This window comes from Dactylosporangium sp. NPDC049525, from assembly GCF_040676755.1.
In the GTDB taxonomy this organism is placed as follows: domain Bacteria; phylum Actinomycetota; class Actinomycetes; order Mycobacteriales; family Micromonosporaceae; genus Dactylosporangium.
Window position 1 is genome coordinate 255,313 of record NZ_JBFAPO010000001.1, and the last position, 13,485, is coordinate 268,797.

Here is a 13,485-nt window from a genome sequence, read left to right on the forward strand (position 1 = left end):
GACAACTCCCGCCTCGCCACCAACCCCACCCGCGCGTGACATTCCCCCCGCCCGATCGACGTCCCCCACAGTCGACCACCGCCGCCCATCGCTTCCACCGATGCAACCTTGACGTCGCGCCCAAAAGACGACCCATCCCTCCGAGCGCCGCCCCGCCGATCCCTTTTTATGTGAACAATCACATGTTCGGCGCGAAACGGACACGCCTGCAGATGGGCCGTTCGAACGTCGGAGTTGCAGCCGGTTCCCCGCACAACGCCTGCGCACGTCACCGGACCAGTCCCGCGGGCGACCAGGGGGTCATTTGATTCACGGGCAGTGGTGCAGATCGCCGTCCGGGGTGTGGCACTCCGCAGTCGATGGCCGACGTCCGGCTTGCGGCGGCCCCGATCCCACACACCGCAGGCTGACCGACCCGGGACGCCGTGCCGCAGGGGCGGCCGGACAGGACGCCGCGGCACAGGAGCGGCCGGACAGGACGCCGCGGCACAGGAGCGGCCGGACAGGACGCCGCGGCACAGGGGCGGCCGGACAGGACGCCGCGGCGCAGGGGCGGCCGGACAGGACGCCGCGGCGCCGGGGCGGCCGGACAGGACGTCGCGGCGCCGGGGCGGCCGGGCGGGACGTCGCGGCGCCGGGGCGGCCGGGCGGGAAGAACGGCAGAGGCCCCCGACCAGCAGGTCGGGGGCCTCGCTCAGTGTGCTCGTGTTTACGCCGCGGACTCCTCGGTCGAGCCGCCCTTGGTCAGCTCGGCGGGGACGCCGTCCGGGACGTCGCCCGGGCGGTCGGCGCCGCTGAAGACCAGCTTGGCCTTCTCGAACTGGGCGGGGTCGCCCTCGCAGTCGATGACGACGATCTGGCCCGGGCGGAGCTCGTTGAACAGGATGCGCTCGGAGAGTGCGTCCTCGATCTCCCGCTGGATCGTGCGGCGCAGCGGCCGCGCGCCCAGCACCGGGTCATAGCCCTTGTTCGCCAGGAACTTCTTGGCGTTGTCGGTCAGCTCGAGGCCCATGTCCTTGTTGCGGAGCTGGGACTCGATGCGGGCGATCATCAGGTCGACGATGCCCAGGATCTGGTCCTGCATGAGCTGGTGGAAGACGATCGTGTCGTCGATGCGGTTGAGGAACTCCGGGCGGAAGTGCTGCTTCAGCTCGTCGTTGACCTTCTGCTTCATCCGCTCGTAGTTGGACTCGTTGTCCTCCGACGCCTGGAAGCCCAGGGACACGGCCTTGGCCACGTCGCGGGTGCCCAGGTTGGTGGTGAGGATGATCACCGTGTTCTTGAAGTCCACGATGCGACCCTGACCGTCGGTGAGACGACCGTCTTCGAGGATCTGCAGGAGCGTGTTGAAGACGTCCGGGTGGGCCTTCTCGATCTCGTCGAAGAGGACCACCGAGAACGGCCGCCGGCGGACCTTCTCGGTCAGCTGGCCACCCTCGTCGTAGCCCACGTATCCGGGGGGTGCACCGACGAGGCGGGACACCGTATACCGGTCGTGGAACTCCGACATGTCGAGCTGGATCAGCGAGTCCTCGGAGCCGAAGAGGAACTCGGCGAGCGCCTTGGACAGCTCCGTCTTCCCGACGCCGGACGGGCCGGCGAAGATGAACGAGCCGGAGGGGCGCTTCGGGTCCTTCAGGCCGGCCCGGGTGCGCCGGATGGCCTTCGAGACCGCCTTGACCGCGTCGTCCTGGCCGACGAGGCGCTTGTGCAGCTCGTCCTCCATGCGCAGGAGCCGTGCGGTCTCCTCCTCGGTCAGCTTGTAGACCGGGATTCCGGTCCAGTTCGCCAGGACCTCGGCGATCTGCTCGTCGTCGACCTCGGACACGACGTCGAGGTCGCCGGCCTTCCACTCCTTCTCGCGCTGCGCCTTCTGACCGAGCAGCTGCTTCTCCTTGTCGCGCAGCTGCGCGGCACGCTCGAAGTCCTGTGCGTCGATCGCGGACTCCTTGTCGCGGCGCACCTGTGCGATGCGCTCGTCGAAGTCACGCAGGTCTGGCGGCGCGGTCATCCGGCGGATGCGCATCCGCGCGCCGGCCTCGTCGATCAGGTCGATCGCCTTGTCCGGCAGGAAGCGGTCGGAGATGTAGCGGTCGGCCAGCGTTGCGGCGGCGACCAGGGCGGCGTCGGTGATCGTCACCCGGTGGTGCGCCTCGTAACGGTCGCGCAGGCCCTTGAGGATCTCGATGGTGTGCGCCAGTGACGGCTCACCCACCTGGATCGGCTGGAAGCGCCGCTCGAGCGCGGCGTCCTTCTCGAGGTGCTTGCGGTATTCGTCCAGGGTGGTCGCGCCGATGGTCTGCAGCTCGCCACGGGCCAGCATCGGCTTGAGGATGGACGCGGCGTCGATCGCGCCCTCAGCGGCACCGGCACCGACGAGGGTGTGGATCTCGTCGATGAACAGGATGATGTCGCCGCGGGTGCGGATCTCCTTGAGGACCTTCTTCAGGCGCTCCTCGAAGTCACCGCGGTAGCGGGAGCCGGCAACGAGCGCACCGAGGTCGAGCGTGTAGAGCTGCTTGTCCTTGAGCGTCTCGGGCACCTCGCCCTTGATGATGCGCTGGGACAGGCCCTCGACCACGGCCGTCTTGCCGACGCCGGGCTCGCCGATGAGCACCGGGTTGTTCTTGGTGCGGCGGGACAGAACCTGCATGACCCGCTCGATTTCCTTCTCGCGCCCGATGACCGGGTCGAGCTTGCCTTCGCGGGCAGCCTGGGTCAGGTTTCGACCGAACTGGTCGAGCACCAGGCTGGTCGACGGAGCGGCCTCCCCGGGGGCGCCGGTGCCGGCGGCGGCCGGCTCCTTGCCCTGGTAGCCGGAGAGCAGCTGGATGACCTGCTGGCGGACCCGGTTGAGGTCAGCGCCGAGCTTCACGAGGACCTGGGCGGCGACGCCCTCACCCTCGCGGATCAGACCCAGCAGGATGTGCTCCGTGCCGATGTAGTTGTGCCCGAGCTGCAGCGCCTCGCGGAGGGACAGCTCCAGCACCTTTTTGGCGCGTGGCGTGAACGGGATGTGCCCGCTCGGCGCCTGCTGCCCTTGGCCGATGATCTCCTCGACCTGCTGGCGGACACCCTCCAGCGAGATGCCGAGGCTCTCAAGCGCCTTGGCCGCCACGCCCTCACCCTCGTGGATGAGGCCGAGCAGGATGTGCTCGGTGCCGATGTAGTTGTGGTTGAGCATCCGGGCTTCTTCCTGCGCCAGGACGACAACCCGTCGTGCTCGGTCGGTGAACCGCTCGAACATCCCTGCTCCTTCACGTGCCGTGTCCGTCGCCGCCGCCCCTGCCGCGGAACCCCCCTTGGGAGGTCGCCACGCCGAAGCTCTGTCGGACGCCAACGTGACCGTGCCATCACTCTATCGCCGTAAGCCGACACATTGCGGGTGTGCGCCATTGCCGCACCCCACCGTCGGACCATGTCGCAGTCGTTGCGTGGTACTTGCTTACCCGTCCGGAACGCGTGTACCCGGCGTTTTGCCCAACGCGAGCATCCGCTGCCTTGTTCCGGCGGTCACGCCCGTACGCCAAGAGCGAAATCGACGTCAGATACAAGTCACCCACCGTGGCTGGTTGACCACGGTGGGTGCAGGCTGCTGAAAGAACCCCAAAACGACCGCTCAGGACGAAAACGGTCAACGATCGCTAACGGCCCGCTTCGGCGTTGTAGCGGTCCACGATTTCCTGCTTGATGCGGCCCCGGTCGGAGACCTTGATGCCCTTGTTCTGAGCCCATTCCCGAATCGCCTTGTTCTGCTCGCGATCCGCGGCGGCTCCACCGCGACCACGCGCACTGGCGGCACGTCCTCCGACCACGACGCCACCCCGACCGACCTTCGTGGCCGCACCGAGGAACGGCCCGAACGCGTCACGCAGCTTCGTCGCGTTCTTCTTCGAGAGGTCGATCTCATACTGAACGCCGTCGAGCGCGAACTTCACGGTCTCGTCGGCGTCCCCGCCGTCGATGTCGTCGACCAGCACGTGGATGGTCCGCTTGGCCACTGTCGTATTCCCTTCGAGGAAGTCCGCCCCGCGTTGTGCGAATGCAAAGATAACGCAATCAGGGACTACCTCGTCAACGGTACGCCGAAACTACTCCGGCCGCACCAGCGGAAACAGGATCGTTTCCCGAATGCCGAGCCCGGTGAGAGCCATGAGAAGGCGATCGATTCCCATCCCCATCCCGCCCATCGGTGGCATTCCGTACTCCATCGCACGCAGATAGTCTTCGTCCAGTTGCATCGCGTCGGGATCGCCCTTCGCGGCGAGTAGCGACTGCGCAACCAAACGTTCGCGTTGGACAACCGGGTCGACCAGTTCGGAGTAGGCCGTGCCGAGCTCGAAGCCCTGCACGTACAGATCCCACTTCTCCGTCAGCCCCGGGGTCACGCGGTGCGCCCGGGTCAGCGGCGAGGTCTCCTCCGGATAGTCGAAGACGAACGTCGGCGCGACCAGCCCTGGCACGACGAGCGCCTCGAAGAGCTCCTCGGCGAGCTTTCCCGGTCCCCACTTCGGATCCACCGAGACGTCGTGCTTCGCGGCCAGCTCCGTCAGGCGTGCGTGCGGCGTTTCCACCGTGACGTCCTCGCCGAGCGCCTCGGAAAGCACGCCGTAAAGGGTCACGCGGCGCCACTGCCCACCCAGGTCGAACTCGCTGCCGTCGGCATAACGGACCACGTGCGTTCCGGTGAGCGCAACGGCTGCGTCCTGCACCAGCTGCCGGGTAAGGTCGGCCATGTCGTTGTAGTCGGCATAGGCCTGGTAGGCCTCCAGCATCGCGAACTCCGGCGAGTGCGAGGAGTCGATGCCCTCATTGCGGAAATTTCGGTTGATCTCGAAGACCCGCTCGATGCCGCCGACGACGCAGCGCTTCAAAAATAGTTCCGGCGCGATACGCAGATACAAGTCCGTGTCGAGCGCATTGCTATGCGTGACGAATGGTCGCGCGGCTGCACCACCATGGAGCAACTGCAACATGGGAGTTTCCACCTCGAGGTAATCGAGGCCGTGCAAGGAGTTACGAAGACTGCGCACCACGGCGGCCCTGGTGCGGACCGTTTCACGGGCCTGCGGGCGCACCACCAGGTCGACATAACGCTGCCGGACCCGGGCCTCCTCGCCCATCGGCTTGTGCGCCACCGGCAACGGGCGCAACGCCTTCGCCGTCATCTGCCAAGCGTCGGCAAGAATGGACAGCTCACCGCGGCGGCTGGTGATGACCTCGCCACTGACACCGACGTGGTCGCCGAGGTCGACCAGGCGCTTCCAGTCCTCCAGGGCCTCCGCGCCGACCTTGTCCAGCGACAACATGGCCTGCAGCTCCGTGCCGTCGCCCGCGCGCAGCGTGGCGAACGCGAGCTTGCCCGTGTTGCGGATGAAGATGACCCGGCCGGCCACGGCCGCGCGCTCGCCGGAAGCGGTGTCGGTCGGCAGCTCGCCATAGCGGGCCCGGATCTCCGCGATCGTCGCGGTGCGCTCGAAGCCGACCGGATAGGGCTGCTTGCCCTCGTCCAGCAGCCGGGCACGCTTCTCCCGGCGGATCTTCATCTGCTCGGGGAGATCGAGTTCCTGGTCAACGGCTGGCTGGTCCTTCACGACGGCACAATCCCTCTACGAGAATTCCACGAATACGTCGAGCCTACTCAACAACACGTTCGGTACTTTTGGCGACGTGGATTTCGCAGTACATGCTTCCTCATTCGGTGCCGCCGCAGACCTGTACGACCGGATCCGCCCCCGCTACCCGCGTGAGGCACTGGACTGGGCGATACCCGAAAAGTCGGATATCTGTGATCTCGGCGCGGGCACCGGTATCCTCACCCGCCAACTCGCCGACCTGGGACATCACGTGATCGCGGTCGAGCCCGACGACAAGATGCGGGCCAAGATCCCTGGGGAGGCCCGCAAGGGTGACGCCACCCACATCCCCCTGCCGGACGCCGGCGTCGACGTCGTCACCGCCGGTCAGGCGTACCACTGGTTCTACGGTGAGCCGGCCCACACCGAGATCGCCCGCGTCCTACGCCCCGGCGGCCACTTCGTCCCGATCTGGAACATCCGCGACGAACGCGTCCCGTGGGTCGCGAAGTCCTCCACCCTCTTCGACGGCGCCCGGGAACGCGACGCGTTCGACGAGACCAAGGTCACCACCTTCGGCCCGCTTTTCGGCCCTGTGACGCTGAAGACCTTCGAGTGGAGCACCACGCACACGACCGCGTCGTTCCTGGAGCTGATCAAGTCCCGCTCCTACTACCTCGTCGCCGACGCAGCGGCCCGCCAACGCCTGGAGCAGCAGCTGCACGAGCTGCTCGACCAGCTCGACGAGGAGTTCGAACTGCCGTACGTGACCTACACGTACACCGCCGAAAAACGCTAACCGCGGTTGCGGTCGAAGATCAGTCGCAGCCCGATCAGGGTGAGCATCGGCTCGTGGTGCGTGACGGTGGCGCACTCGCCGATCACGATCGGGGCCAGGCCACCGGTCGCTACGACCGCCTTCACCGGGCCACCCAGCTCCGTGGTCACGCCGCGCACGATCCCGTCGACCTGCCCGGCAAACCCGTAGACCACGCCGGACTGCAGGCACTCCACGGTGTTCTTGCCGATCACCCGCGGCGGCTTGATCAGCTCGACCTTGCGCAGCTGGGCGGCGCGGGCGGCGAGCGCGTCGACGGAGATCTCGATGCCGGGCGCGAGCACGCCGCCGAGGAACTCCCCGCGGGCCGACACCACGTCGAAGTTGGTCGACGTGCCGAAGTCCACCACGATCGACGGGCCGCCGAAGAGCGTGAACGCGGCCAGGGTGTTCGCCACCCGGTCCGTGCCGACCTCTTTCGGGTTGTCGATCGCCAGCTGTACGCCCGTCCGCACGCCCGGCTCGACGATCACGGTCGGCACGCCCGGGTAGTACCGCTGCAGCATGGTGCGCAACGACCGCAGCGCCGCCGGCACGGTCGAGCAGGCCGCGATGCCCGTCAGCGACACCGCGTCCGTGGCGAGCAGGCCCCGGTAGAGCAGGCCGAGCTCGTCCGCGGTGGCCCGCGAGTCGGTCTTGATCCGCCACGAGTGGACCAGCTTCTCGCCCTCGAACGTGGCGAGCACCGTGTTGGTGTTTCCGATGTCGATGCACAGCAGCACGCGGTGAGCCTAACGAAAGGGCCGCCAGTGTCGGGGTGAGCCTGGTCATCTACGATCCGGTTCCCATGATGCCGACGGCCCGCACGCTGCTCGCGCTGCTTCCGCTGGCCGCGCTGGTGTTCACCGTGTTCGCACTGCGCCCGAGCAGCCAGGACACCCGCCAGGCGGTCATCCGGGCGGCGGCGACGGTGGCGGGGGTCACGGTCGTCGTCGTCGAGCTGCTGTCCCTCGTGGGGTGGATCTCGACCTGGCCGGTGATCGTCTACTGGCTGCTGTTCGCGGGCGTGTCGGCCTTCTTCGCCCGGCGCCGGCTGCGGATGCCCGAGCGACTTGTCCTGACAAATTGGGGCAAGGTGCTGGCCGGCGCGATCGGTGTCCTGGTCCTGGCCGAGCTCGTCCTGGCGCTCGCCTCGTCACCGAACAACTTCGACTCGAACCACTACCACCTCACCAAGGTCGAGCACTGGATCGCCGACGGCGACCTCGACCCGTATCCCACGATCCAGAACCAGCAGATCATCCTGGTCCCGGGCGCTGAGTACCTGCTGCTGCAGGCCCGCCTGCTGACCGGCGACGACTCGCTGTTCAACCTGCTGCAATGGGGCGCCTCGCTGCTCGGCGCGCTCGCGATCTCCCGTTGCGCCACCCAGCTCGGCGCGGGCCGCACCGGCCAGCTGGTCGCTGCCGCCGTGTTCCTCACCGCCCCGGCGGTCGCCCTCGAGTCCACCAGCACCCAGAACGACCTGGTCGTCACCACGTGGGTCGTCTGCGCCGCCACGCTCGCCCTCGACGGCGCCCGCCGCGTCGCCACCGCCGGCGACGTGCTGTCCCTCGCCGCCGTCGCCGGCCTCACCGCGGTCACTAAGTCGACCGGCCTCATGGCGCTCGCCCCGATCCTGGTGTTCTGGGGCATCTGCCAGCTGCGGCAGCGCAGGCTGCTGCGTACCGTCGGCGCCGGACTCGCCGTCATCGCCGGCATGGCCGTCCTCGCCGGTCCGGCGCTGCTGCGGGTCAACGAGGCCTTCGGCTCACCACTCGGCCCGCCCGGTTACAGCGCCGCATTGTCCACCGAACGCAAGGACCCGCCCGCCGTCCTGGTCAACGGCCTGCGCCTGGCGGCGTCCACGCTCACCACCCCGATCCCGGCGGTCAACGACGCCATCAACGGCACCGTCATCGGCATCGCCCACCTCGTCGACGTCGACCCGAACGACCCGAAGATCACCCAGTGGCGCAGCGTCTTCCCCGGCAGCCGGTGGAAGCCCGACGAGGACCGCTCCCCGTATCCCGTGCAGTCCGCCCTGATCCTGGCCGCCCTCGCCGCCGCCCTGGTCTGGCGCCGCCTGCCGCCGCTGGTCCGGGCATACGCGGTGACCGCCCTCGGCGCGTTCATCCTCACCGCGGCCGTCGTCAAATGGCAGGACTGGGGCAACCGGCTGATCCTGCCGGCGTTCGCGGTCGGTGCCCCGCTCACCGGCTACTGGGCCGACCGCCTCAAATCCCACCGCGTGGCGGCCACCGCGGTGATCGTCGCGCTGGCCGCCGCCTTCGCGTCCGGCGGTGTCGCGGTCGCCTACGGCCAGCCCCGCCGCCTCGTCGGCCAGGGCTCGGTCTTCACCCTCTCGGACTGGGAGGAGCGCTTCGTCCGCCTGCCCGACCAGGCGGTCCCATACCAGCAGGCCATCGACGAGATCCGCGCCAGCGGCGTTCGCCGGGTCGGGCTGGTCATGGACGGCGATCTGTGGGAGTACCAGTTCCAGATCTCGCTGCCCGACGTCGAGCTGGTGGCCGTCGAGTCGGTGATCCCCACCGCGCCGCCGGCGCCGATCTCGTCGGTGCAGGCGCTCATCTGCGCCGCCACCGTCGAGCGCTGCACGCAGATGGTCCCGCCGACCTGGCGGGTGCACCGGTTCTCCGCGATGGTGGCGGTCGCGTTCCCTTCCTGATCCGGACGCCAGCCGGACGCCAGCCGGACGCCAGCCGGACGCGGGGTCAGTGGGTGCGCAGATCCATGGCGATGTCGAGGATCGGGGACGAGTGGGTCAGCGCGCCCACGGACAGGTAGTCGACGCCCGTCGCCGCGTACTCGGCGGCGGTGGCCAGGGTCAGCCCGCCCGTCGCCTCCAGCTCGGCCCGACCGCCGACCGCGGCCACCACCTCGCGCAGCAGGTCCGGTGTCATGTTGTCCAGCAGCAGGAACGTCGCTCCGGCGGTGACCGCCTCGACGGCCTCGCCGACCGTGGTGACCTCGACCTGCACGGGCACCTCCGGGAAGGCCTCGCGGACCCGGGCGTACGCGGCCGAGATCCCGCCGGCCGCCAGCTTGTGGTTGTCCTTGATCATGGCGACGTCGTAGAGGCCCATGCGCTTGTTGGTGCCGCCGCCGGCGCGGACCGCGTACTTCTCCAGGATGCGCAGGCCCGGCGTGGTCTTGCGGGTGTCCAGGACGAGGGCGTCGGTGCCGTCCAGGAGGTCGGCCCACTGGCGGGTGTGGGTGGCGACGCCGGACATGCGGCACAGCAGGTTCAGTGCGGACCGCTCGGCGGTGAGCAGGTCGCGGGTCGGGCCGGTGACGGTCGCGAGGACCGTGCCGCGGACGACGAAGGAGCCGTCGACGGCGTGGACCGCCACCTCGACGGCGGGGGACACGGCCTCGAACACGGCGGCGGCGACGGCAAGGCCGGCGATCACACCGTCGGCGCGGGCGACCAGCTCGGCGGCGTCGACCTGGGTGGCGGGGATGGTCGCCACGCTCGTCACATCGAGACGGTCGGGGCCCAGGTCCTCGGTCAGGGTCCGTTCGACGATCTCCGCGACGGCAACCGGATCAAGCCCGACCTTCCGAAGCGAGGCCTCGGTCTCCGGGGTCATGCGTCCTCCCACATCTCAGTCAGGGTGCCGGTGTCGGACAGGCCGGCCAGGAAGTGGCCGCGGAACACGTCGCTGGCGTCGGGGAAGTCCTCGCGCCAGTGGCAGCCGCGGGTCTCCTGGCGCAGGTCGGCGGCGCCGACCAGGGCGCCGGCGACGGTGAGCAGGTTGGTCGCCTCCCAGCTGGCGAGGCCGGGGGCGGCGCGGTCCAGCGCCAGCTTGGTGAGGACCTGCGCGGCCTGGTCGAGCGACTCGGCGCTGCGCAGCACCGAGGCGTGCGCCGACATGGCCGCCTGCAGCGGGGCGCGCAGCGCGGGGTCGGCGGACCAGGACCCGAACGAGCCGGTCACGGGGTCGGTCTGGGCGGGCAGGTCGCGGGCGATGTCCTCGGCGATCCGGCGGGAGAAGACGAGGCCCTCCAGCAACGAGTTGGAGGCGAGCCGGTTGGCGCCGTGCACGCCGGTGCAGGCGACCTCACCGCACGCGTAGAGCCCCGCGATCGAGGTGCGGCCGAGCAGGTCGGTGCGCACGCCACCGGAGGCGTAGTGCGCGGCCGGGGACACGGGAATGAGGTCCGCGGCGGGGTCGACGCCGGCGGCGCGGCAGGACGCGACGATTGTCGGGAAGCGGCCCTCGAGGAACTCGCGGCCCAGGTGGCGGGCGTCGAGCCAGACGTTGTTGGTGCCCTCGGCGCGCATGACCCGGTAGATGCCCTTGGCGACGACGTCGCGGGGGGCGAGCTCGGCGAGGTCGTGGCGGCCGAGCATGAAGCGGTTGCCGTCGCCGTCGCGCAGGTAGGCGCCCTCACCGCGCAGCGCCTCGCTGACCAGCGGCTGCTGCGAGTCGCGGTTGTTGAGGGCCAGCGCGGTCGGGTGGAACTGCACGAACTCGATGTCGGTGACGGCGGCACCGGCGCGCAGGGCGAGCGCGACGCCGTCGCCGGTGGACACGACCGGGTTGGTGGTGGCGGAGTAGATCTGGCCCATGCCGCCGGTGGCGAGCACGACCGCCCGGGCGAGGACCGCGCCGACGCCGTCCTCCGCACCCTCGCCGAGGACGTGCAGGGTGACCCCGCAGGCCCGGCCGGCGGCGTCGGTGAGCAGGTCGAGGACGAGCGCGTGCTCGATGAGGCGGATCCACGGGTCGCGGTGGACGGCGGCGTGCAGGGCCCGCTGGACCTCGGCGCCGGTCGCGTCGCCGCCGGCGTGGATGATCCGGTTGGCGTGGTGGCCGCCCTCGCGGGTGAGCATGAGGGAGCCGTCGTTGTTGCGGTCGAACTCCGCGCCCCAGCGGATCAGCTCGCGGACGCGGGTCGGGCCCTCGCGGACCAGGACGTCGACCGCGGCCGGGTCGCACAGGCCGACCCCGGCGACGAGGGTGTCCTGCGCGTGCGCCTCGGGGGTGTCGAGGGGATCGAGGACCGCGGCGATGCCACCCTGGGCCCAGCGGGTCGAGCCGTCATCGATGTTGACCTTCGTGACGACGGTGACGTGCAGGCCGGCCTCGCGCAGGTGCAGGGCGGCGGTCAGCCCCGCGACGCCGGAGCCGATCACGACGACGTCGGTCGGCTCGGCCCACCCGGGGTGGGGCCCGGCGAGTTGGCGCGGCAGTACGGGCAGCTCCATCACTCCAGTCAACATGACAACAAGGCATCGCGCGCCGTGCCGTGAATCACGCGACCGGGAGCGGACCCGTACCGAGCTTCGCCACGGAGCCCTTCAGCGGGCGGGAGCTCATCAGGTAACACGCGAAGGTCTGGTCGCTGCCGAGCCAGTCGGAGCCGGTCTTCGGCCCGACCGCGGCCGCGGACAGGTCGGCACGGTCGGCGGTCTCCGACAGGCCCAGGTAGTGCAGGCCGACGCTGATGCAGCCCTTCGACGACGCGTTGCGCACCGCGGTCTCGTCGAACGGGGCGTCCATCGGCGCGATCGAGTAGCTGCCGGAATACTCGCCGTCGTGCGGGGCGGCGCAGTCGACGTACCGCAGCGACGCGATGCACCCGATCGGCAGGGTCGGACCGGCCTTGGCCAGGCTGCCCTCGCGGGAGACGAACTCGTCACCGGCGGGTCCGGCGACCGGGGCGACCGCGCAGCCGAAGAAGCCGTCGGTGGCCGGGGCGATCCACGAGGCGAGGATCTGCACCTTCGACTCGTGCCAGTTGCCGCCGAGGAACGCGGTGCCCTGCACGACGCAGGCGCGGCGGGCCTGGGCGTACAGGAGGTTCTGGGCGATCTTGATGTTCTCGCCCTCGGCCTCGTCCAGGCGGTGCAGCATGTCATCGCCGGCCTGGCCGACGTGGAACACCTCGACGGTGTGCGCGGCCGCGCAGTCGACGGGTCCGCCGGGCCACGGGAAGGCGGCCTTCGCGCCGGCCGCGTCGATCTTCCAGCAGGAGCCGACCTGCGGCGCGGCGGCCGGCGGGGTGTGCGGGATCTTCCGGGACGTGTCGCGCAGCAGCCAGTAGGCGCCGCCCCCGATGAGGGCAAGCACGACGACGATCAGGAGGACCCGTTTCATGAGGAAGGAGTGTGCCATTACCAGCCGGTAACGTCACCACCTCAGATCGGAACGTTACCGTTTGCGCGCAGCGAGCGGCTCACCGAGAGGTTGCCCTCCAGCAGCATGTAGCAGCGGGCGGTGCGGTCGCCGTAGGACCACCGGGCCGCCGTGGCGGTCGACCAGGCGAACGAGATCTGCTTGTTGGCGTCGAACGCGGCGTCGTTGAGGCCGAGATACCGCGCGACGATCGTCTTGCAGCCGGGCTGCAGCAGCGCGCGGCGGGCCGCGGCGTCGCTCGGGTAGGGCCGCGCGTCGGGCGAGTAGAACGTGCCGGTGTATTCACCGTTGTGCAGGGTGTCGCACTTGACCGGGACGAAGTCCTCGATGCCGCCGCCGCTGTCGGTCTCGACCTTGACGCAGCCGATCTCGACCGGCCGGTTGCCGCGCAGCGCGTCCTTCAGGCCGGTCGTGCGGGGCGAGATGGTGTAGGTGTCGTCGGAGACCTCGACCAGGTCGCACCGGTAGTAGTGCGCGTCGCCCTTCCACTGCTTCTCCGACGGCGTCAGCACCCGCAGCACCAGCCGGCCGTCGTGCCAGTCACCACCGAGGAGGTTGTTGGCCTCGGACTGGCAGGCGGCGAAGGCATCGGTGAGGTCGGCGCCGGAGGGTGGCGCGGACGCCTGCGCGAGGCTGCCGGTGAACTCGCCGACCTTGATCGTCTCACTGGCGTGCGGCGTGCTGCACTCGACCTTGACCAGGTCGGGTCCGACGGCGAGCTTGTCGGCGTCGCCGGTGTAGGTCCAGCACTCGCCGGCGGCGGGCTTCGGCACGGTCGGCGCGGCCATGGCGGTCCAGCCGTTGAAGAGGTCGCCGTCCGTGCCCGCGGGATTGCCGCAGCCGGCGACAAGCAGCACCAGCGTCATGGACAGCCCGACGGTCCACCGCTTCATCCCGAGCACACCCTCACTCCGCCCTCAAGACA

General features: G+C 69.8%; 10 protein-coding genes. 2 read left to right on the forward strand and 8 right to left on the reverse strand.

The window, feature by feature from the left end; translation table 11 throughout:
• Window positions 1-709: 709 nt before the first annotated feature.
• The 3 genes from AB0K00_RS01110 to lysS form a co-directional block, all read right to left on the reverse strand.
• Entirely contained in the window at window positions 710-3,247 is a 2,538-nt protein-coding gene (locus AB0K00_RS01110; RefSeq protein WP_363513315.1) for an ATP-dependent Clp protease ATP-binding subunit, read from the reverse strand.
• 397 nt (window positions 3,248-3,644) lie between these two features.
• Window positions 3,645-4,001, reverse strand: coding sequence for an Lsr2 family protein (locus AB0K00_RS01115; RefSeq protein WP_033363218.1), 357 nt, complete (start codon window positions 3,999-4,001; stop codon window positions 3,645-3,647).
• Window positions 4,002-4,091: 90 nt separating this feature from the next.
• Window positions 4,092-5,546: a lysine--tRNA ligase gene (gene lysS, locus AB0K00_RS01120; RefSeq protein WP_363514968.1), complete on the reverse strand. Its 1,455-nt coding sequence runs from the start codon at window positions 5,544-5,546 to the stop codon at window positions 4,092-4,094.
• Window positions 5,547-5,670: 124 nt separating this feature from the next.
• On the opposite strand from lysS, the gene AB0K00_RS01125 reads away from it, so the two are divergent.
• Entirely contained in the window at window positions 5,671-6,375 is a 705-nt protein-coding gene (locus tag AB0K00_RS01125; RefSeq protein ID WP_363513318.1) for a methyltransferase domain-containing protein, read from the forward strand.
• Here the strand turns inward: AB0K00_RS01125 and AB0K00_RS01130 are convergent.
• Window positions 6,372-7,136: a type III pantothenate kinase gene (locus AB0K00_RS01130; RefSeq protein ID WP_363513320.1), complete on the reverse strand. Its 765-nt coding sequence runs from the start codon at window positions 7,134-7,136 to the stop codon at window positions 6,372-6,374. The genes AB0K00_RS01125 and AB0K00_RS01130 overlap by 4 nt on opposite strands.
• Before the next feature lie 65 nt (window positions 7,137-7,201).
• On the opposite strand from AB0K00_RS01130, the gene AB0K00_RS01135 reads away from it, so the two are divergent.
• Complete coding sequence (locus AB0K00_RS01135) at window positions 7,202-9,082, forward strand: hypothetical protein (RefSeq protein ID WP_363513323.1); 1,881 nt, start codon at window positions 7,202-7,204, stop codon at window positions 9,080-9,082.
• 46 nt (window positions 9,083-9,128) lie between these two features.
• On the opposite strand, the gene nadC is transcribed toward AB0K00_RS01135, so the two are convergent.
• The 4 genes from nadC to AB0K00_RS01155 are packed head-to-tail and all read right to left on the reverse strand — an operon-like array spanning window position 9,129 to window position 13,453.
• Entirely contained in the window at window positions 9,129-10,007 is an 879-nt protein-coding gene (nadC, locus tag AB0K00_RS01140; RefSeq protein WP_363513326.1) for a carboxylating nicotinate-nucleotide diphosphorylase, read from the reverse strand.
• Window positions 10,004-11,629 carry an L-aspartate oxidase gene (locus tag AB0K00_RS01145; protein WP_363513329.1) on the reverse strand — a complete coding sequence of 542 codons (1,626 nt, stop codon included), beginning with the start codon at window positions 11,627-11,629 and terminating at the stop codon, window positions 10,004-10,006. The genes nadC and AB0K00_RS01145 overlap by 4 nt, the downstream gene beginning before the upstream one ends.
• 46 nt (window positions 11,630-11,675) lie before the next feature.
• On the reverse strand, window positions 11,676-12,521 hold the full coding sequence (locus AB0K00_RS01150; RefSeq protein WP_363513332.1) for a septum formation family protein: 846 nt from the start codon (window positions 12,519-12,521) through the stop codon (window positions 11,676-11,678).
• Between the two features lie 41 nt (window positions 12,522-12,562).
• Window positions 12,563-13,453: a septum formation family protein gene (locus AB0K00_RS01155; RefSeq protein ID WP_363513335.1), complete on the reverse strand. Its 891-nt coding sequence runs from the start codon at window positions 13,451-13,453 to the stop codon at window positions 12,563-12,565.
• Window positions 13,454-13,485: the final 32 nt, after the last annotated feature.